At 59.7% G+C, this 20,185-nt stretch carries 16 protein-coding genes; 13 read left to right on the plus strand and 3 right to left on the minus strand.

The window, feature by feature from the left end; all coding sequences use genetic code 11:
- Positions 1-22 precede the first annotated feature (22 nt).
- Genes H6927_11290 through H6927_11310 form a run of 5 tightly spaced genes read left to right on the plus strand, consistent with a single transcriptional unit; the run spans position 23 to position 9,869 of the window.
- On the plus strand, positions 23-2,791 hold the full coding sequence (locus tag H6927_11290; protein MCP5218683.1) for a class I SAM-dependent DNA methyltransferase: 2,769 nt from the start codon (positions 23-25) through the stop codon (positions 2,789-2,791).
- On the plus strand, positions 2,788-4,842 hold the full coding sequence (locus tag H6927_11295; GenBank protein ID MCP5218684.1) for a DEAD/DEAH box helicase: 2,055 nt from the start codon (positions 2,788-2,790) through the stop codon (positions 4,840-4,842). Before H6927_11290 ends, H6927_11295 begins: the two co-directional genes overlap by 4 nt.
- Positions 4,835-6,046, plus strand: a complete 1,212-nt coding sequence (locus H6927_11300; GenBank protein ID MCP5218685.1) for a GIY-YIG nuclease family protein — start codon at positions 4,835-4,837, stop codon at positions 6,044-6,046. Before H6927_11295 ends, H6927_11300 begins: the two co-directional genes overlap by 8 nt.
- 38 nt (positions 6,047-6,084) lie before the next feature.
- Positions 6,085-8,712, plus strand: a complete 2,628-nt coding sequence (locus tag H6927_11305; GenBank protein ID MCP5218686.1) for a histidinol-phosphatase — start codon at positions 6,085-6,087, stop codon at positions 8,710-8,712.
- Positions 8,694-9,869, plus strand: coding sequence for a putative DNA binding domain-containing protein (locus H6927_11310; protein ID MCP5218687.1), 1,176 nt, complete (start codon positions 8,694-8,696; stop codon positions 9,867-9,869). The genes H6927_11305 and H6927_11310 overlap by 19 nt, the downstream gene beginning before the upstream one ends.
- 35 nt (positions 9,870-9,904) lie before the next feature.
- Here the strand turns inward: H6927_11310 and H6927_11315 are convergent, their stop codons facing one another.
- Complete coding sequence (locus H6927_11315) at positions 9,905-10,339, minus strand: mercury resistance transcriptional regulator MerR (GenBank protein MCP5218688.1); 435 nt, start codon at positions 10,337-10,339, stop codon at positions 9,905-9,907.
- 71 nt (positions 10,340-10,410) lie between these two features.
- Between H6927_11315 and merT the strand changes: the two genes are divergently transcribed.
- The 8 genes from merT (at position 10,411) to H6927_11355 (ending at position 17,341) form a co-directional block, all read left to right on the plus strand.
- Positions 10,411-10,761, plus strand: a complete 351-nt coding sequence (merT, locus tag H6927_11320; protein ID MCP5218689.1) for a mercuric ion transporter MerT — start codon at positions 10,411-10,413, stop codon at positions 10,759-10,761.
- A gap of 12 nt (positions 10,762-10,773) precedes the next feature.
- On the plus strand, positions 10,774-11,049 hold the full coding sequence (merP, locus tag H6927_11325) for a mercury resistance system periplasmic binding protein MerP (protein MCP5218690.1): 276 nt from the start codon (positions 10,774-10,776) through the stop codon (positions 11,047-11,049).
- A gap of 71 nt (positions 11,050-11,120) precedes the next feature.
- Positions 11,121-13,172 carry a mercury(II) reductase gene (gene merA / locus H6927_11330; protein MCP5218691.1) on the plus strand — a complete coding sequence of 684 codons (2,052 nt, stop codon included), beginning with the start codon at positions 11,121-11,123 and terminating at the stop codon, positions 13,170-13,172.
- 179 nt (positions 13,173-13,351) lie between these two features.
- Positions 13,352-14,584, plus strand: a complete 1,233-nt coding sequence (locus H6927_11335) for an aromatic ring-hydroxylating dioxygenase subunit alpha (protein ID MCP5218692.1) — start codon at positions 13,352-13,354, stop codon at positions 14,582-14,584.
- On the plus strand, positions 14,577-15,050 hold the full coding sequence (locus tag H6927_11340) for a nuclear transport factor 2 family protein (protein MCP5218693.1): 474 nt from the start codon (positions 14,577-14,579) through the stop codon (positions 15,048-15,050). Before H6927_11335 ends, H6927_11340 begins: the two co-directional genes overlap by 8 nt.
- Before the next feature lie 11 nt (positions 15,051-15,061).
- Positions 15,062-15,391, plus strand: coding sequence for a Rieske 2Fe-2S domain-containing protein (locus H6927_11345; GenBank protein ID MCP5218694.1), 330 nt, complete (start codon positions 15,062-15,064; stop codon positions 15,389-15,391).
- 111 nt (positions 15,392-15,502) lie between these two features.
- Entirely contained in the window at positions 15,503-16,513 is a 1,011-nt protein-coding gene (locus H6927_11350) for a 2Fe-2S iron-sulfur cluster binding domain-containing protein (protein MCP5218695.1), read from the plus strand.
- A gap of 30 nt (positions 16,514-16,543) precedes the next feature.
- Positions 16,544-17,341, plus strand: a complete 798-nt coding sequence (locus H6927_11355) for an IclR family transcriptional regulator (protein ID MCP5218696.1) — start codon at positions 16,544-16,546, stop codon at positions 17,339-17,341.
- Between the two features lie 145 nt (positions 17,342-17,486).
- On the opposite strand, the gene H6927_11360 is transcribed toward H6927_11355, so the two are convergent.
- Both H6927_11360 and H6927_11365 read right to left on the minus strand, forming a co-directional pair.
- Positions 17,487-18,521 (minus strand): TRAP transporter substrate-binding protein, encoded by a 1,035-nt coding sequence (locus H6927_11360; GenBank protein ID MCP5218697.1) that lies wholly within the window; start codon positions 18,519-18,521, stop codon positions 17,487-17,489.
- 53 nt (positions 18,522-18,574) lie between these two features.
- Positions 18,575-20,095, minus strand: a complete 1,521-nt coding sequence (locus H6927_11365; GenBank protein ID MCP5218698.1) for a TRAP transporter large permease subunit — start codon at positions 20,093-20,095, stop codon at positions 18,575-18,577.
- Between the last annotated feature and the right edge of the window lie 90 nt (positions 20,096-20,185).

Here is a 20,185-nt window from a genome sequence, read left to right on the forward strand (position 1 = left end):
CCCGAGAGGGGGCTGCACGTCCATGAACGCCGTAGAAATCGAACAAGCCATCACCGACCTCGCGGAGCAGCCGTTCGACCGTGCGGAGTTCCCCTATGCCTTTCTTGAGGCGTTCGGCAACAAAGCGACCACCATCAAGCGCCTGCGCGCGGGGGCGTCGAACAAGTCCGACCTCGGCGGTGTTCTCCAGACCAGCAATATCCACATCCTGACCTGCGACGTAGGGCGGGTGACACAGACGCTGGCCGCTCTCAAGGCCAGCCCGGCGACGGCCAAGGCCAAGGCGAAGTTCATCCTCGCCACCGACGGTGCGGACTTCGAGGCCGAAGACCTGGCCAGCGGTGAGACCGTCGCCTGTGCCTTCAAAGACTTTCCCGACCACTTCGGCTTCTTCCTGCCGCTGGCGGGCATCAGTACCGTCCGCCAGATCAGCGAAAACGCCTTCGACATTCGGGCCACCAGCCGCCTGAACCGTCTGTACGTCGAACTGCTGAAAGACAACCCTGAATGGGGCACGGCGGAGCGCCGCCACGACATGAACAAGCTCATGGCGCGGCTGATTTTCTGTTTCTTCGCCGAGGACACCGACATTTTCATCGGGAAGGGGCGTTTCACCGAAACCGTTGCGCAGATGAGCGCCAAGGACTCGTCCAACACGCACGAGGTCATCGCCACGCTGTTCCGCGCCATGAACACCAAGCGCGAGGACCGGGCTGCCGCCAAGATTCCTCGATGGGCCGAAGATTTCCCCTACGTCAACGGGGCTTTGTTCTCCGGCGGCGACGAGGTGCCGCGATTCAGCAAGATCGCCCGGTCCTACCTGCTGCACGTTGGTGGCCTGGACTGGACCAAGATCAATCCTGACATCTTCGGCTCGATGATCCAGGCCGTGGCCGAAGACGAGGAGCGCGGCGAGCTGGGGATGCACTACACCAGCGTTCCCAACATTCTGAAGGTGCTCAATCCGCTGTTCCTCGACGACCTGCGGGCGAAGCTGGAGGAGGCGGGCGACAACGCCCGCGTGTTGCTCAACCTGCGCAAGCGCATTGCCAAGATCAGGGTATTCGACCCGGCCTGCGGCTCGGGCAATTTTCTGGTCATCGCTTATAAGGAAATGCGCGCCATCGAGGCCGAGATCAATCGGCGGCGCGGCGAGCCGGATCGCGCGTCGGAGATCCCGCTCACCAACTTTCGCGGGATTGAGCTGCGTGACTTCCCGGCGGAGATTGCCCGCCTTGCGCTGGTCATCGCCGAGTATCAGTGCGACGTGCTGTACCGGGGGCAGAAGCTGGCCCTGGCCGAGTTTCTGCCCCTGCGTAACGAGAACTGGATCACCTGCGGCAACGCGCTGCGGCTCGACTGGTTGAGCGTTTGCCCGCCCACCGGGACGGACGTGAAGGTGCTGGCGGATGATCTGTTTGAGACGCCGCTCGACCAAGCGGAGATTGACTTCGAGAACGAAGGCGGCGAGACGTACATCTGCGGCAATCCGCCGTACCAAGGAAGCGTTGGTCAGACAGCGCAGCAGAAGGAAGACATGGCGCGAGTCCTCGCGCCCCTTCTAAAGACTTACAAGGATTTGGACTATGTAGCCGCGTTCGTTCTGAAAGCAGCTCAGTTCAACAATTTTACTGGGGCGGCAAGCGCATTCGTAACGACTAACTCCATCACTCAAGGAGAGCAAGTTGCAATGCTTTGGCCGCTCGTATTTAAAGAGTGCAACACGATCAACTTTGCGCACACATCGTTCTTGTGGAGCAACCTCGCTAGTAACAAAGCTGCTGTCACGTGTGTGATTCTCGGCCTGACGACCAACCCTGGCTCTGAAAGGAAACTGTTCGGCGAAGGCACTGTTAGATCATGCGCCAACATTAGTCCGTATCTTGTCGCTGCTGATACCGTGATTGTCACGAAGAGATCGAGTGCGCTTTCAGCCATCGGACATATGCAGTCGGGGAATAAGCCGACTGATGGAGGTCATCTGACACCATCTACTGAAGAGAAGGATCAAATAATTGCAGCGAGTCCAGATGCCAGACGCTTCCTAAAGCGCTACGTTGGATCGCGCGAATTGATAAACGGTGGAGCTCGCTGGTGCATATGGATCGAGGATGACGATCTTGAAGAGGTAAATCGCATCGATATTCTTCGTGACCGCCTCGAAAAGGTTCGCGAAATGCGCTTGAGTAGTAACGGAGCTCAAGCCAACGAGAACGCTGCCACGCCGCATCGCTTCGTTTTCGCCCCTCATAGTCGCCACGCTGCAATCGCAGTTCCGAATGTGTCGTCGGAACGAAGGTTGTTTCTTCCGTGCGAGATAACTGGATATGACACCGTTGTCTCCAATCTCGCGTCGGTGATTTACGATGCGCCGCTTTGGAACTTGGCACTGATTGCATCACGCCTGCATCTCGTTTGGATCGCCACCGTTTGTGGCAGGCTGAAGACCGATATTCGCTACTCCAATACCCTCGGCTGGAACACCTTCCCCGTGCCCACGCTCACCGACAAGAACAAGGTCGATCTCACGCGCTGCGCTGAGGATATCTTGCTGGCGCGGGAGCATCACTTCCCCGCGACCATCGCGGACCTGTACGACCCCGAGAACATGCCCGCTGACCTGCGTGCCGCACATGATCGCAACGACGAAGTGCTGGAGCGCATCTACATCGGTCGGCGCTTCAAGAACGACACTGAGCGGCTGGAAAAGCTGTTTGACCTTTATACCAAGATGACCGCTTCGGCTGCACCGGCCAAGGGCAAGAAACGCAAGGCGGGAGCCAACGCATGAGCGACAAGATCAAGTCCGTACCGTCCGTTTCCGTCACCTACGCCCGAAACGGCGCATCGACCAAGGCCAATGCTCTTGGGATGCGGCCCATGCAGGAGCGGGCCTACGAGAAGCGGGGCGAGCAATACCTGCTTATCAAGTCGCCGCCCGCATCGGGCAAGAGCCGTGCGCTGATGTTCGTGGCACTCGACAAGCTCAAGAACCAAGGCTTGAAGCAGGCCATCATCGTTGTGCCGGAGAGGTCCATCGGTGCCAGCTTCAACGACGAACCGCTGTCGAAGTACGGCTTCTGGGCGGACTGGCAGGTCGAACCCAAGTGGAACCTGTGCAATGCGCCAGGCAACGACAACGGCGGCAAGGTCAAGTCGCTGGGCGCATTCCTCGAAGGCGAGGACAAGGTGCTGGTCTGCACCCATGCGACCTTCCGCTTCGCTGTCGATGCCTACGGCGTCGAGGCGTTCGACGACCGATTGATCGCGGTCGATGAGTTCCACCACGTTTCGGCCAATCCGGACAACAAGCTCGGCTTGCACCTGGGGCAGTTCTTCGCGCGGGGCAAGACGCACATCGTCGCCATGACCGGCTCCTACTTCCGTGGCGACGCCGAGGCCGTGCTCGCGCCGCAGGATGAGTCGAAGTTCGATACCGTCACCTACACCTACTACGAGCAGCTCAACGGCTACGAGTACCTCAAGCAACTCGACATCGGCTACTTCTTCTACAGCGGGCCTTACGTCGACGACATCCTCAATGTCCTCGATCCCGCCGAGAAGACCATCATCCACATCCCGAATGTCAATTCGCGCGAGAGCACGAAGGACAAGATGCGGGAAGTGGAGCACATCATCGAGGCGCTGGGTGAATGGCAAGGCATCGACCCTGCGACCGGCTTCCAACGTGTCAAGCGCCCCGATGGCCGCGTGCTGCGGATCGCCGATCTCGTCGATGACGATGCCGCCAAGCGCGACCGCGTGTCCGCCGCGCTCAAAGACCCGGCGCAGAAGAACAGCCGCGACCATGTGGACATCATCATCGCGCTGGGCATGGCGAAGGAAGGCTTCGATTGGATTTGGTGCGAACATGCACTGACCGTGGGCTACCGCGCCAGCCTGACCGAGATCGTGCAGATCATCGGCCGAGCTACCCGCGACGCGCCCGGCAAGACCCGCGCGAGGTTCACCAACCTGATCGCCGAGCCGGACGCAGCCGAGGAAGCTGTCACCGAGGCCGTTAACGATACGTTAAAGGCCATCGCGGCGAGCCTGCTGATGGAGCAGGTTCTTGCTCCGCGCTTCGAGTTCAAGCCCAAGAACCCCGACAGTGGCCCGGTGCCGGGTTTTAACTACGGCGAGGGTGGCTACGACCCGGATCGCTGCAACATCGGCGTCAATGAGCAGACAGGGGCGTACCAAATCGAGATCAAGGGCATCGCCGAGCCCAAGAGCAAGGAGGCGGCGCGAATCTGTCAGGAAGACCTGAACGAAGTCATCGCGGCCTTCGTGCAGGACAAGCCCACCATTGAGCGCGGCCTGTTCGATGAGGAGTTGGTGCCCGAGGAGCTGACGCAGGTTCGCATGGGCAAGATCATCAAGGACAAGTATCCCGAGCTTGACGCCGAAGATCAGGAGGCCGTGCGCCAGCATGCCATCGCCGCCCTCAACCTGACGCAACAGGCCAAGCGGCTTGTCACCGAAGGCGAGAGCGACGGGTCGCCCAACACCGCCCTGATCGACGGCGTGCGCCGCTTCGCGATGGACGTGCGCGAGCTGGACATTGACCTCATCGACCGCATCAACCCCTTTGGCGAAGCCTACGCCATCCTCGCCAAGACCATGAGCGAGGACAGCTTGAAGCAGGTCGCGGCGGCCATCTCGGCGAAGCGCACGAGTCTGACGCCGGACGAGGCGAAGGAGATGGCTGTTCGCGCCGTTCAGTTCAAGAAGGAGCGCGGACGCATTCCTGCACTCGATTCCCAGGATGCCTGGGAGCGACGCATGGCCGAAGGCGCGGCCGCCTTTATGCGATTCAAGGCGGAGGGGCGCTATGAGTAACTCCGATCTTGACGAACTCGCTGCGGAGCTTGCCGAGTTCGCACCGCCCGAGGCGAAGGCCGGACGGCCGGCCAGTGAGGAGCGCGTCATCGCGGGCTTCGAGGAAATCCAACGCTTCACCGAGAAGCACGGGCGTGCGCCGCAGCATGGTGAGGATCGCGATATTTTCGAGCGCCTCTATGCCGTGCGCCTGGACCGCTTGCGTGCGCTCCCGGACTGCCGCGCCCTGCTGGAGCCGCTGGACCATCAGGGCTTGCTTGCCGGGGCGCCTACCGTTGCCGCTTCGGCAGATGAAGCCATCGACATCGACGACCTGGCCGCCGAGCTGGCGGGCGTAGCCGACGCAGACGACATCACGGTCCTACGCCATGTCCGCACCAGCGCCGACAAGCGCGCCGCCGAGGAGATCGCGGATCGCAAGCCTTGCGAAGACTTCGAGGCGTTCAAGCCACTGTTCGAGCGCGTAGCGACGGAAGTCAAGACCGGATTGCGCCAGTCCCAGCCCATAGAGGCGGGCCGCCGCGCGATTGAGGCCGGGGACTTTTTCGTTCTCGATGGAATCACGCTCTACGTCGCAGACGTCGGCGAACCGCTGAGAACCACCGCCGGGGAAGTGGACCGCCGCCTGCGCCTCATCTTCTCCAACGGCACCGAAAGCAATCTGCTGTTGCGCTCGCTCCAGCGCGCTTTCTACAACGACCCCGCCGCGCGGCGGCTGGCCTCGCCCGAGAGCGGACAACTCTCCTTCGGCGGCGAGCTTGAGGCCGATGATGTCGAAAGCGGCACGATCTACGTCCTGCGCTCCCTCTCCGATCATCCCTATGTCGCGCAGCACCGCGACATCATCCACAAGATGGGCGTGACCGGGGGCAGGGTGGAGACGCGCATTGCCAACGCCGAACACGACTCCACCTACCTGCTGGCGAAGGTCGAAGTGGTAGCGACCTACAAGCTCGCGGGCGTCAACCGCACCCGGATGGAGAACCTGTTCCACAGACTGTTCGCGCCCGCGCGGTTGAACATCACGATCAACGACCGCTTCGGTCATCCTGTGCAGCCTGAGGAATGGTTCCTAGTGCCACTTCATGTGATCGACGAGGCGGTTCAGCGCATTCGAGATGGATCGATCACCGAGTTTATCTATGACCCGCAGACCGCTCGACTGGTGGGCTACGCGCGGACTAACTATAAGGATGAACCATGATGGAAAGTCTGCGACCGAAGCAGTCAGAGGCTCGATCCATGGTCTTTGCAGAAGGGGCGCAGTGGGTCCGTGCTGACTTTCATCTGCATACCCGAGCGGACCGAGAATTCAAGTTCACGGGCGATGACAACTTCTACAACAGCAACTATGTGGATGCGTTGGAGAAAGCGGACATCCGATTGGGCGTCATTACCAACCACAACAAGTTCGACTTCGAAGAATTCAAAGCACTGCGCAAGACGGCCCAGAAGAAGGGTATTGCGCTGCTGCCAGGCGTTGAGTTGTCGGTCAATGACGGGGCTAATGGCATCCACACGCTTGTTGTGTTCTCCGACGAATGGATCGATGAACACAATTACATCAACCCCTTTCTGACCAGCGCATTCGAAGGTAAAACGCCCGCGCAGTACGAGCAGGAGAACGGGCGCACTTCATGGTCGCTTCTGGAGACCATCAAGAAGCTGGAAGGCTATCACCGGGACTTCTTCCTTGTCTTCGCCCATGTCGAAGCCCCGAGTGGCCTGTGGGCGGAGCTGGATGGCGGCCGGCTTACTGAGTTGGGGCAAAACGAGTTCTTCCGACGCAGAACGCTGGCTTTTCAGAAGGTACGCACGCACGACGGCGCAGGCAAAGACAAACCCTGCCGCACCAAGATTCAAAGCTGGCTACAGAGCTGGTACCCCGCCGAACTGGAAGGCAGCGACCCTAAGAGTGTCGATGAAATCGGTCGAGGCAAAGCCAGCTACCTGAAGCTGGGCGAACTGTCCTTCGAGGCGGTCAAGTTTGCCTTGAGCGATCCCGCTGGGCGGGTAGCCATGGAGCCGCCCAAACATCAAGCGTCGCACATCCGCAGCATCCGCTTCGACGGCGGCATCCTCGATGGGCAAGTGCTGCATTTCTCTTCCGAACTCAACACGTTGATCGGCATCCGGGGCAGCGGCAAATCGTCCATCCTGGAGGCAGTACGCTACGCCCTCGACATTCCACGCGGCGAGAAGGCGCAGGACACCAAGTACAAGGATGAGTTGATCCGCCATACCCTTGGCAGCGGCGGCAAGGTGACGCTGACAGCATGTGACGTGTACGGACAGGAGTTCACCATCTCCCGCATCTTCCGCGAAGCCCCGAATGTCTATTTGGGCGGCAAGTTGCAACCCGGCGTGTCGATCCGGGAAACCGTACTGCGCCGTCCGATCTACTTCGGCCAGAAGGACCTTTCCAGCACCGGCGAAGGCTTCGAGACCGATCTGGTGGAAAAGCTGGTTGGCGAGAAGCTGCGTGTGCTGCGTGACGAAATAGAGGTTCAACGCCAGCGCGTGCGTGACGCTGCTCAGCGCTGGCTCAAGCTCAGCAACACGGCCGAACTCAAGCGCGACTTCGAGACCCAACTAAATGATGCCAACTTCCGTCTGACCAAGTTCGCGGAGCACGGTGTCGCCGATAAGCTCCAAAAGCGACTTGGCTTCCAGCAGGACGCCACAGCGCTCGCGCGCATGATGGAGCGGGCAGACAGCTTCATCCTCGCTCTAGGAAGTCTGATTGCCGAGCATGAGGACGAGCTGCGGAACGCAACGAGCTACGTTTCCAAGCAGAACCCGGATTTCTTCACGGCCTACTACGCTGAGTTCTCCAGCCTCGTTGCCAAGGTCGATCAGCTCAAGCAGATCGAGCGAGAAGCGAACGTCATTGCAGCTCGCCTCAAGACCAAACAGGGCGAATTTGAAGGCGCAAGCAGGAGCCTTCAGGAGGAGTTCGCACAAGTCGAGCGCCAACTGGCTCAGGAGCTCAAGCAAACCGGCATGACTGCCATCCAGCCGGACGACTTCCTGGCCCAGCAGCAGCGCAAAACCAAGGCGGAGCAAATGCTGGAGGCGCTGGCCAAGCAGGAATCACAGCAGACCAGCATCCGCGACGCGCTGTTTGCCGAGATCGACAAACTCAATGAACTATGGCTGCGCGAGTTCAATACCATCAAGGTAGAGCTGGACCGCGTGAACGCTGGCCACACCGCCCTGCAGATCGAAGCGGACTTCAAGGGCGACAAGGAAGCCGCCATCAGCTTCATGCAGCAGCTCTTCAAGGGCAGCAACATTCGCGAAACCACGCTGCGCGCAGTGATGGAGGACTATGCCGATTTTGGCGGCCTCCTACGTGCCTTGCCGGGAGCCTTGGCGAAGGCCGGCAGCACCCCCGAGGTCTTCGAAAAGACCTTCATGCAGAACCTGACCGATTTCGTCACCTGGCAGGTGCCCAACCGCTTCGTCATCCGCTATCGCGGCAAAGAGTTGAAGCACCACTCTCTCGGGCAGCGCGCTTCGGCGCTGTTGCTGTACGTGCTCAGTCAACGCCAGAACGACGTGATCATCATCGACCAACCGGAAGACGATCTGGACAACCAGACCATTTACGACGATGTGATCAAGCTGCTACGGGAAATGAAGCCTCACGCCCAATTCATCTTCGCCACCCACAACGCCAACTTCCCGGTGCTGGGTGACGCGGAACAGGTGCACGCCTGCCAATACCAGGACGAGAAGGTCGCCACGCGAAGCGGCAGCATCGACGCCCGCCCGGTGCAGGACGCCATCATCAACATCATGGAAGGAGGCCAGGAAGCCTTCAACCGTCGCAAAGAGGTCTACAACCTATGGAAACCACAGAGCTGATCGACCTGCTCAGCCGGGGCGAGGACAGTCGGCAGCAGTTCAAGACGGACATCAACAATGCCGACGCCTTGGCAGCAGAGATCGTTGCCTTCAGCAACACCGCTGGTGGTCGCATCTTCATTGGGGTGAACGACGACGGTTCGGTGCGCGGTCTATCCGGCGCCGACGTTGCTCGTCTCAACATGCTCATCGCCAACGTGGCCTCGCAGGTCGTGCGTCCCGCCGTGAACCCGCTCACGGAAAACGTGCCTCACCCGGCAGGCACGGTGCTGGTGCTCTCTATCGCTGAGGGCGTCAACAAGCCCTACATGGACAAGAACGGCGCGATTTGGGTGAAGAACGGCTCGGACAAGCGCCGCGCCACCTCGCGCGAGGAATTGCAGCGCCTGTTCCAGCAGGCGGGTTTGGTGCACGCCGACGAAACGCCCGTAGCGGGCTTGAGCGCGGGCGATGTGGACATGCCCTATTTCGAAACCTTCTTCGAGCAGCAATTCGGTGAGCCGCTCGCCCAGCATAACCAGCCGCTGCCGCAGTTGCTGACCAACATGAACCTGATGAACCAGGGGCAGCTCAACGTGGCGGGCGGTCTGCTGTTCGCCAAATCACCGCACTACGCGCTACCCGCCTTCGTCGTCAAGGCCGTCGCCTTTGTCGGCACCCAGATTGAGGACGAACGCTACATCGACAGCCGCGACATCGTCGGCAAGCTGGCCGACGTGTTCCAGCAGACGTTGGGCTTTATCGTCGCTAACACCCGCGCCGCGCAGGGCGAGCAGGGCTTCAACTCCCAGGGGCAGCCTGAGATTCCCCGCATCGTCTGGGAAGAACTGGTCGCCAACGCCCTCATTCACCGCGACTACTTCGTCAGCGCGCCGATCCGCGTACTGGTCTTCGCGGATCGTGTCGAGATCATCAGCCCTGGCCACCTGCCCAACAACCTGACTATCGAGAACATCAAGGCCGGCAACTCCAATATGCGCAACCCCATCCTGGCGTCCTTTGCCGCCAAGCTCCTGCCTTATCGCGGATTGGGTAGCGGCCTGCTGCGCTCACTGAGGGCATGGCCGCAGATCGAACTCATCGATGATCGGTCCGCCAATCTGTTCAAGGCTATCGTGGCGCGTCCCAGCTTGCTGGAGCCGGCCGGAAGTTCTTGACTGGGGTCGTCTCAGAAAACGGAAAATAAAGCACGCTAAGGCATAGCCGAACCTGCCAAGCTTGCTCCACCCTGTAGTGACGCGATCAGCGGGCAGGAAACGTTCCCCCTTCGCGCATGGCAGGCGCACACCAACTCAGACAGCACGGCCTCCATGCGCGCCAGGTCAGCCATTTTCTCGCGCACGTCCTTGAGCTTGTGCTCGGCCAGACTGCTGGCTTCCTCGCAATGGGTGCCATCCTCCAGCCGCAGCAGCTCGGCGATCTCATCCAGGCTGAAGCCCAGCCGCTGGGCTGATTTCACGAAGCGCACCCGCGTTACATCCGCCTCGCCATAGCGGCGGATGCTGCCATAGGGCTTGTCAGGCTCCAGCAACAAGCCCTTGCGCTGATAGAAACGGATGGTCTCCACATTGACCCCGGCCGCCTTGGCGAAAACGCCAATGGTCAGGTTCTCCAAATTGTTTTCCATATCGCTTGACTCCGTACATGAGTACGGAAGTAAGGTTACGCTATCCAATTTCAATTCGAAAGGACAAGCGCATGTCTGAACCAAAAACCGGGCGCGGCGCGCTCTTCACTGGAGGGCTTGCCGCCATCCTCGCCTCGGCTTGCTGCCTCGGGCCGTTGGTTCTGATCGCCTTGGGGTTCAGCGGCGCTTGGATCGGCAACTTGGCGGTGTTGGAACCCTATCGCCCCATCTTTATCGGCGTGGCGCTGGTGGCGTTGTTCTTCGCCTGGCGGCGCATCTACCGGCAGGCAGCGGCCTGCAAACCGGGTGAGGTCTGCGCGATTCCCCAAGTGCGAGCTACTTACAAGCTCATTTTCTGGATCGTGGCCGCGCTGGTTCTGGTCGCGCTCGGATTTCCCTACGTCATGCCATTTTTCTACTGATCGGAGTTCACCATGAAGAAACTGTTTGCCTCCCTCGCCCTCGCCGCCGTTGTTGCCCCCGTCTGGGCCGCCACCCAGACCGTCACGCTGTCCGTACCGGGCATGACCTGCTCCGCCTGCCCGATCACTGTCAAGAAGGCGATTTCCAAGGTCGAAGGCGTCAGCAAAGTTGACGTGACTTTCGAGACACGCCAAGCGGTCGTCACCTTCGACGATGCCAAGACCAGCGTGCAGAAGCTGACCAAGGCAACCGCAGACGCGGGCTATCCGTCCAGCGTCAAGCAGTGAGTCACTGAAAACGGCACCGCAGCACAACGGACGTCATTGTCTGGCGCCACAAACGATAAAGGATCTGTTGCATGACCCATCTAAAAATCACCGGCATGACTTGCGACTCGTGCGCGGCGCACGTCAAGGAAGCGCTGGAAAAAGTGCCAGGCGTGCAGTCGGCGCTGGTGTCCTATCCGAAGGGCACAGCGCAACTCGCCATCGTGCCGGGCACATCGCCGGACGCGCTGACTGCCGCCGTGGCCGGACTGGGCTACAAGGCAACGCTAGCCGATGCGCCACTGGCGGACAACCGCGTCGGACTGCTCGACAAGGTGCGGGGATGGATGGCCGCCGCCGAAAAGCACAGTGGCAACGAGCCCCCGGTGCAGGTAGCGGTCATTGGCAGCGGTGGAGCCGCGATGGCGGCGGCGCTGAAAGCCGTCGAGCAAGGCGCGCAGGTCACGCTGATCGAGCGCGGCACCATCGGCGGCACCTGCGTCAATGTCGGCTGTGTGCCGTCCAAGATCATGATCCGCGCCGCCCACATCGCCCATCTGCGCCGGGAAAGCCCGTTCGATGGCGGTATTGCGGCAACTGTGCCTACGATTGACCGCAGTAAGCTGCTGGCCCAGCAGCAGGCCCGCGTCGACGAACTGCGGCACGCCAAGTACGAAGGCATCCTGGGCGGTAATCCGGCCATCACCGTTGTGCACGGTGAGGCGCGCTTCAAGGACGACCAGAGCCTTACCGTCCGTTTGAACGAGGGTGGCGAGCGCGTCGTGATGTTCGACCGCTGCCTGGTCGCCACGGGTGCCAGCCCGGCGGTCCCGCCGATTCCGGGCTTGAAAGAGTCACCCTACTGGACTTCCACCGAGGCCCTGGCGAGCGACACCATTCCCGAACGCCTTGCCGTAATCGGCTCGTCGGTGGTGGCGCTGGAGCTGGCGCAAGCCTTTGCCCGGCTGGGCAGCAAGGTCACGGTCCTGGCGCGCAATACCTTGTTCTTCCGTGAAGACCCGGCCATCGGCGAGGCGGTGACAGCCGCTTTCCGTGCCGAGGGCATCGAGGTGCTGGAGCACACGCAAGCCAGCCAGGTCGCCCATATGGACGGTGAATTCGTGCTGACCACCACGCACGGTGAATTGCGCGCCGACAAACTGCTGGTTGCCACCGGTCGGACACCGAACACGCGCAGCCTCGCGCTGGACGCAGCGGGGGTCACTGTCAATGCGCAAGGTGCCATCGCCATCGACCAAAGCATGCGCACGAGCAACCCGAACATCTACGCGGCCGGCGACTGCACCGACCAGCCGCAGTTCGTCTATGTGGCGGCAGCGGCCGGCACCCGTGCCGCGATCAACATGACCGGCGGCGATGCGGCGCTCGACCTGACCGCAATGCCGGCCGTGGTGTTCACCGATCCGCAAGTGGCGACCGTGGGCTACAGCGAGGCGGAAGCCCACCACGACGGGATCGAGACCGACAGCCGCACCTTGACCTTGGACAACGTGCCGCGTGCGCTCGCCAACTTCGACACACGCGGCTTCATCAAGTTGGTTATCGAGGAAGGCAGCCATCGGCTGATCGGCGTACAGGCGGTCGCGCCGGAAGCGGGTGAACTGATCCAGACGGCGGCTCTGGCCATTCGCAACCGCATGACGGTGCAGGAACTGGCCGACCAGTTGTTCCCCTATCCGCGCCAGAACGGCTTAGCCATCGCCCTGCGCGAGCTGGGGCGCATCGAACGCACGCTGTTCATCCTGGACTGGTTGCAAAGCGTGGAGCTGCGCCGCCGCGTCCACGCTGGACTGAACAAGGGCGAAGCGCGCAACGCGCTGGCCCGCGCCGTATTCTTCAACCGTCTGGGCGAAATCCGCGACCGCAGCTTCGAGCAGCAGCGCTACCGGGCCAGCGGCCTCAACCTGGTGACGGCGGCCGTCGTGTTGTGGAACACGGTCTATCTGGAGCGCGCAGCACATGCGTTGCGTGGCAACGGGCATGCTGTCGATGACGCGCTATTGCAATACCTGTCGCCGCTCGGCTGGGAACACATCAACCTGACCGGCGATTACCTCTGGCGCAGCAGCGCCAAGATCGGCGCGGGCAAGTTCAGGCCGCTACGACCGTTGCAACCGGCTTAGCGTGCTTTATTTTCCGTTTTCTGAGGCGACCCCATGTATGCCCCGACTCTTCTTGATGGTCGAGACGCAAACTAAAGCATGTAGTCGTGTGGTGGTTGACAGCTTGAGGTACACATGCCATCATTTGCCATCATTTATTATAAATAAATGATGTTTATTATACCTAAACGGAGAACGCAATGGATCATGTCAGTCCCTGGGCTACTGCCCCTAAGCTTCCGTCTACGCACTATGTAGATAACCGAATCTATACGGATCCGGTGATTTTCGAGGAAGAGCGAGAGAAAATCCTGGCTGCAACGTGGCGGCTTGTCTGTCACGAATCGGAACTGCCAGAACCCGGCGACTACCGGGCGAAGGAAATCGCCGGGGTACCGGTTGTCATCCTGCGCAGCGAGGACCGGTCGATTATGGCGTTCTTTAACGTTTGCCCACACCGGGGCGCGCGCCTAGTGCGCGACGAGCGTGGAAATGCGAAGAAGGGCCTGCAGTGCCTTTATCATCTATGGACGTTTGCGCTCGACGGTAAGTGCACAAGCATCACCCGAAGCAAGGGATATGACGGCTGCAGTCTGAAAAAAGACGACGTTGGACTGCGCTCTGTCCGAACGGAAATCTTCTGCGGCATGGTGTTCGTTTGCCTGAAGGACGACGTGCCACCACTCGAGCAATTCTTGGGTGGTATGGCGGACCATATGAAGACCCACCTTGGCCAGGAAGAGCTTGAGGTATTCCATTACCATCGCGCGATCATCAATACGAACTGGAAGCTCTTCGTAGACAACAACTCCGAGCTCTATCATGAATTCCTGCATGTGCTGAACCGGCGCACCGCCGTCGCACACAAGAGCTATCACGAACGCAATTGGTTGCTTTACCAGAATTCCCACAACATCATTCAGCAGGGTGTAATTCACTACGACAGTTACGGGCTGGGGGAGCGGAGCGAGGGCGCATTGCCGGGAATGCAGCCGAACGGCATGGTCGTCATGCTGCTGTTTCCTGACGTGATGCTCAATATTCGCGCGACCGTGATGCGTATAGACACAATGACGCCACTCGCACCCGGCAAGACCCTCGTCGAATGGCGCGGCGTAGGGCTCAAGTCCGATACACCGGACGTCCGCGCAATGCGGATCCAGCACCACAATGAGGTATGGGGACCGGCCGGTCGCAATCTCCCAGAGGATATCGCCGCCGTCGAAACGCAGTGGGAGACCATGGTCCAGGGTGGATCGCGATACAGCCTCTTTGCCAGGGAAGAAGGGCTGAAACCGCAGGACGATGCCAACCTCCGCGCCTTCTATCAGGAATGGGGTCGGTGCCTTGGACGCGCGCCGAATGATCCGTTCAGGCACGGTAATGTGGATACCGATGTTTCTCATTCAATAAAGGAGATCACCAATGTCTGACGTCGCAAGCCAACTCTTCGAGCGTGAAGCGATACGCGAGCTGATTGCGCGCGTGGGGCGGCTGCTTGACACTAAGGATTTTGCTGCCGTCATCGCTTCCTTTGCAGAACCGGGGAGCTATGTGTTGCGCGCATACAGTCCCGAGATTGGCAAGGAAATGATTTGGATGTCGGTTAAACGCGCCGAGCTTCTACGCCTGTTGAAGGAGTCGGCGGAACATGTGCATGACCTGGCCGACCGGACGCATCAGATCACTGTGGATCAAATCAGCCTCGAAAAAGGCGAGGCATTGGCGCGGTCGACCTTTTCAGTGTTCCGTACTGACATGAAGGGACAGAGCGACCTGTTCGCCGTGGGCCACTATGAGGATCGGCTCGTGAAAAACGGAGACACCTGGCTCATCGACAGCCGGACAGTACGGCTCCATACGCGCATGTTCACAGTGCCAACCCCCTTGCCGCTTTAACGAGATAACTGATGAATACGCAACCGATCAAGCTATGTGCCAGGACCGACATTCCGGAGGGTGAGATGATCGAAATGTCCGTCCCGGGCACTGACAACAGCCTGCTCTTGGTCTCTACCAAAGGAGCAATCCGTGCCTTCCAGAACAAGTGTCCACATATGGACATCCCGCTTTGCCAAGGCGCCTTTGATGGTGAAGTAATCACTTGTACAGAACATCTTTGGCAGTTCGACGCACAGACGGGCGCCGGGATTGAACCCGAGGACGCAAAACTGCAACAGTATCCTGTGAGCGTCATCGGCGACGAGGTGTTCGTCGAACTCCCGGAAGCGGCCGAGTAATTGCCTGGTCTTGCCGGATAGAACCAGCAAGACCAGGCAATAAAGGCGGATATCGCCCATTTCTTTCCGCACTAGTGGAATCCTCATCACCAACTGCCGGACTCTCGACTAATGACCATGCCTCATCGAATCCATTTTGACGCCGCCAACGGCTTCGACGCTGCAACGGACGAACCGCTCCTGATTTCAGGCCTGCGGGCAGGCTATGCGCTTCCGTATGAATGCGCGACAGGAACTTGTGGCTCATGCCGTACCCAGATCATTGAAGGTGCTGTCGTCGTCCGCTGGCCGGATGCGCCCGGGCTGCCCGAGACAAAGCGCCAAGAGGGCCATGTGCTCCTGTGCCAGGCATTACCACAGAGTGACTGTAGATTGCCGGACGCGTTATGTAAATCGCGGGACGCGAGTCTACCCCCGGTCCGCATCGTGAAGGGCCGGGCAAGCGCGGAAACTGAGACGAGCGATATCGCACGCGTGATGGTTCAACTCGACGAGCCGATTACTTTCCTCGCCGGCCAATACGCATTGTTTGAAGTGCCCGGCGTCACAGGATATCGCGCCTACTCGATGGCAAACACCGGCAATACGCTGACCTCCACTCTCGAGTTCTATATCCGCCGCGTCCCGGGTGGCGTGTCATCGCCAATTCTGCTCGGGGCGCGCGACATCCCCTTGCGCCTGGTGGTGCCGGTGGGTCACGCATTCATCGATGCGACCGCACAGCGCGATATACTCTGCGTCGCCGGCGGTACCGGCCTCGCGCCTATCCTGTCGATTGCGCGCGATGCGCTATCCCGCGGCCTGCTTCGCAAGCAGCGTCTGGATATTTTTATCGGAGTAAGGACGCCCGCCGACATTTTCGCGACCGCGTCCCTCCAAGAGCTCATTGAGGCGGCTGGAGGGGCGGTGCGAGTTACCTGGGCCATTTCGGAAGCGGGCGAGTTCGCGGATTGGAAAGGCGAACGCGGCTATGTACATGAGGTGGTCGCCCGCAGTGCGGGAGACCTTTCTGCGCGCCAGGTCTATATGGGGGGGCCGCCCGCCATGATTGATGCCATGGTACGTTTGCTGCTCAAGTCACGGGTTAAGCGATCCCAGATTCGCTTCGACAAATTCGCTTAATCCTCACGGATCAGATGATGGGACAAGCATATGGAACAGGACAGCAAGGGCCAGGCAAAGGGCGCCCTCATGAAGTCGCTTGACAATGCATTGACGCTTCTTGAGCAATTTACCCCCGAGGCGCCGGCATTCGGGATCACGGAGCTCGCGACAAGGCTCGGCCTCAACAAAGCGACCGTTTTCAATATGCTCAAGACACTTGAAGCACACAGCCTGGTCGAGCAGCTTTCCGACACCAAGAAATATACCCTTGGTCACGGCATCATCGTGCTTGCGGGCACCAAACTGGCCCAAAGCGAGCTGTCCCATGTGGCAAGACCTCATCTGGCCCGGCTTTCCCATGAGACAAACGAAACAACCCATTTGGCGATCCTCCATCGCAACGAACTGCTCTACCTCGAAAAGATCGAGAGCAGCCAGCCGGTGCGCGTGGCGGCGCGCATAGGAGGAAGGGCGCCGCTGCATTGCACGGCAAACGGAAAGGTCCTGCTCGCCTTTCAGCCTAATGAAGTGATCGAAGAAGCGCTGCGCGCGCCCCGAGCCCGATACACGGAAAATACGATCGTCGACCCGGCCGTGCTTCGCAGTCAGCTTGCCGAGATCCGACAAGCCGGCTACTGCATCGAACGGGAAGAATTCATTGCCGACATCCGGGGCATCGCGGCGCCGGTCTTCGACTTCAACGGCACGGTTATTGCGGCAATTGCCGTCGTCGGACCGTCCGCACGGATTACAGAAGGGCAGATCGAAGCGCTTGTGCCACTCACCTTGCGAACAGCAGAATCGATTTCCCGTAGCCTTGGCCATAAACCGTATAAAGACGCTTGAAAGCGGATCTCGGACAGGACCTGCGTCACCGGCAGAGTCAGACCACGCGATTGATGGCGGCGACTTGCATCAGTCCCGTTTCGCTGGAGATGCCGGGGATTGCGCCGGCAGCCGCGCGTGAGTGTCGTGACTACCGGCATTCTGTTTATTTCATTAAGGCTTTAGCTTCTTCGAGCAGTTTTTTCCCGTCATAGCCTTTAGCAGTCACGTCCTTCACCCATTCGGCCACGACACCTTCAGAAGCCGCTTGCCAGCGTTGAACTTCCGCAGCCGGCACTGTGTAGAAGATATTCTTGCGATCCGCGGCGATCTTGCGTCCGGGCAGCCCGGACTCGGCGAACACCCTTCCTACCCAAGCCGACGCCTCGGGCCCGCTGTTTGCGTCGATAACCTTTTTCAAGTCGGGCGGCAGGCTGTTATACTTGGCCGGGTTCATTGCAAAGATGAATACCGAGTTTGAGATCTGGCCCGACGATGGATCCAGTTCGGTGTGGAACTGTGCGATTTCCTCCAACTTCAACGCGGGCGAAACTTCCCATGGGATCAACGCGCCATCAATCACTCCTTTGGCCAGTGATTCGGGGGTCTGCGGCAGCGGCATTGGCACTGGTGTCGCCCCGAGCGCTGTGAGCATCTTGGTCGACTGGCGTGTCGCCGCACGCACCTTGGCGCCCCTGAAGTCTTCGAGTGATTTGATTTGTTTCCTGGCTGTATGCAGCAAATTGCCGTCGTGCAGATGGAACAGGATCGGCTTCACGCCCTTGAATTCCTGCATCGCATTCTTCGTTGCGTAATGCCACAATGCCCGGCTGCCTTTTTCGGTTGACGTCACGATGAACGGCAACTCGAATGCTTCGGATACCGTGAAGCGCCCCGCCTGGTAGCCCGGCACCGTCCAGATGATGTCGGCTACGCCATCCTTGGCCTGGTCAAATAACTGTGCAGGTGTGCCACCGAGCTGCATCGCTGGGTAAATCTGACACTTCATCCTGTTGTTCGATTCCTTGGCGATCTTGTCGCACCATGGAACGATGAACTTCGCATGCGCAGTGGAGCTGGGCGGCAGGAAGTGATGCACTTTCAACGTCACCACGTCTTGAGCAATGGCCGTACCTGCCGTGAGGGCAAGCAACGAGATCTGCAGCACCGCTTTAAATATGGAAGCCAGGGTCAGATTCATATTCATCTCCAGAAGTTTGGTTTTTAGTTATAAGATCGAAGAAGCGCCTCCGGTTAGTTACCGAAAGTGCGCACAAGGTACAGCGTAATAATCGGAAAGAACACCAAAAGCAGGATGCGCAGAAGGTCGGAGACTAGGAATGGCATCACGCCCTTGAAAGTCTCCTTCAGTGGCACATCCTTGGCCAGGCTGTTAATGATGTAAATATTCATCCCGACCGGCGGATGCACCAGCCCGATCTCGACCACCATCAATGCAAGGATACCGAACCAGATCGACTTGTCGCCCTGCGACATACCCCAGAAGTCAAGGCCCATAACAACTGGGTAGAAGATTGGGATGGTCAGCAGGATCATTGCCAGCGAGTCCATCACGCAGCCGAGAAAAATATAGATCAGCAGGATGGCAAACATCACCGACAGGGGCGGCAGACCACTTTCCTTGACCCAATTGGCGAGTTCGGCCGGCATCTGCGTGACGACCAGACCGGAGTTGAGCATGTCGGCGCCCAGCAGCACCAGGAGAATAAGCGCTGTGACTTCGGCGGTGCCGAGCAGGCTTTTGACCAGGCCTTCCATGCGCATGCCGCCTGTGATGACTGCCAGTATCCCGCAACATGCAGCGCCGATCGACGCTGCTTCAGTAGGATTGGCCCATCCACCGTAAATGCCGATGATCACGACGAGGAACACGAGTACGATCGGTATAACGCCGAACAGGCAATACCGAAGAAAGCATGCGACCTCCACGGTGCGCGCTGGCTCTTTGATCTTGGCTCCGGCTGAGGGCGGCCTGGAGACAAGTCGGCGCGCGTAGCGGCGCAAGATGAGATCGGGGATGTCTGCCAGGTGCTTATGAACGTCCAGCGTGTAAAGCAGGTCGATGCGCTCCAGTACCTCGCTGATTTGGCGGGTTGAGTGTTTCGCCGGTGCAGCCCATAGCCAACTCTGCTGGGTTTGTCCATCTGGGCGCAGCTCTGAAACTGAGGCTCGCCAGCGATCAAGTGTTGCTGGATCAACGCTGGCGGCGATGGCGGTGCCTGTTTCAACTTCAAGCTGGGCAAGTGCCGCCGCAATCAGTGTCCGAATTGCCCGCTCGTGCACGATCACCAGCTTGTTCTTGTACAGCCATTGACGCGCCCGCACGAGTAGCTGATCGCGGTCGGCGCAGCGCGCCACTTCGTCGCGCAGTTCACGTACCAGTGAGCGGCGCTGGTGCTCGCTCATCCACTGGAATCCAAGGACCGTGCAGGCTACTTGTTGGTGATCGAATAGCGTGCGCCCGCGTTCATACATGGCTCTCAGCGAGGCGACTTCTGGTGCTGCAATGCCAAGCTCGTTGCCAAGGTGGCGCCACAAGGCTACTGGAATTACCCGAAAGGCACCGAGCAAACGCCCACTCATGCGCAGGAAACCAATATGGAGCGCCAGACCAAGCTTGTGGGAATCACCTCGGCGTGCATTGATTGCGTCGCGCTCGGCACCATCGAAGGTGAAAAATGCCTTCATCTCGAAGTCGCTGATATCGCGGGGGAGCCCACGCATCCCCAAAAACGTTGTGTGCCAACCCTGCATCGTGAACCTCAAAAGTGGGAGGCCACCATACCCGTTTACAAAGCGAACAGGAAAGTCAATGAAATCAACGGTCTACCCAGACCACCCCCG

Source organism: Burkholderiaceae bacterium (genome assembly GCA_024235995.1).
GTDB lineage: Bacteria > Pseudomonadota > Gammaproteobacteria > Burkholderiales > Burkholderiaceae_C > Ottowia.

What these genes read in the sequence shown, in the direction of transcription:
- H6927_11355 (MCP5218696.1), top strand. Translation starts at nt 16,544, where the DNA reads ATGGAACAGGACAGCAAGGGCCAGGCAAAGGGCGCCCTCATGAAGTCG.
- merT (MCP5218689.1), top strand. Translation starts at nt 10,411, where the DNA reads ATGTCTGAACCAAAAACCGGGCGCGGCGCGCTCTTCACTGGAGGGCTT.
- H6927_11360 (MCP5218697.1), bottom strand. Translation starts at nt 18,521, where the DNA reads ATGAATCTGACCCTGGCTTCCATATTTAAAGCGGTGCTGCAGATCTCG.
- H6927_11345 (MCP5218694.1), top strand. Translation starts at nt 15,062, where the DNA reads ATGAATACGCAACCGATCAAGCTATGTGCCAGGACCGACATTCCGGAG.
- H6927_11335 (MCP5218692.1), top strand. Translation starts at nt 13,352, where the DNA reads ATGGATCATGTCAGTCCCTGGGCTACTGCCCCTAAGCTTCCGTCTACG.
- H6927_11300 (MCP5218685.1), top strand. Translation starts at nt 4,835, where the DNA reads ATGAGTAACTCCGATCTTGACGAACTCGCTGCGGAGCTTGCCGAGTTC.
- H6927_11340 (MCP5218693.1), top strand. Translation starts at nt 14,577, where the DNA reads ATGTCTGACGTCGCAAGCCAACTCTTCGAGCGTGAAGCGATACGCGAG.
- H6927_11295 (MCP5218684.1), top strand. Translation starts at nt 2,788, where the DNA reads ATGAGCGACAAGATCAAGTCCGTACCGTCCGTTTCCGTCACCTACGCC.
- H6927_11305 (MCP5218686.1), top strand. Translation starts at nt 6,085, where the DNA reads ATGGTCTTTGCAGAAGGGGCGCAGTGGGTCCGTGCTGACTTTCATCTG.
- H6927_11290 (MCP5218683.1), top strand. Translation starts at nt 23, where the DNA reads ATGAACGCCGTAGAAATCGAACAAGCCATCACCGACCTCGCGGAGCAG.
- H6927_11315 (MCP5218688.1), bottom strand. Translation starts at nt 10,339, where the DNA reads ATGGAAAACAATTTGGAGAACCTGACCATTGGCGTTTTCGCCAAGGCG.
- merA (MCP5218691.1), top strand. Translation starts at nt 11,121, where the DNA reads ATGACCCATCTAAAAATCACCGGCATGACTTGCGACTCGTGCGCGGCG.
- H6927_11310 (MCP5218687.1), top strand. Translation starts at nt 8,694, where the DNA reads ATGGAAACCACAGAGCTGATCGACCTGCTCAGCCGGGGCGAGGACAGT.
- merP (MCP5218690.1), top strand. Translation starts at nt 10,774, where the DNA reads ATGAAGAAACTGTTTGCCTCCCTCGCCCTCGCCGCCGTTGTTGCCCCC.
- H6927_11350 (MCP5218695.1), top strand. Translation starts at nt 15,503, where the DNA reads ATGACCATGCCTCATCGAATCCATTTTGACGCCGCCAACGGCTTCGAC.
- H6927_11365 (MCP5218698.1), bottom strand. Translation starts at nt 20,095, where the DNA reads ATGCAGGGTTGGCACACAACGTTTTTGGGGATGCGTGGGCTCCCCCGC.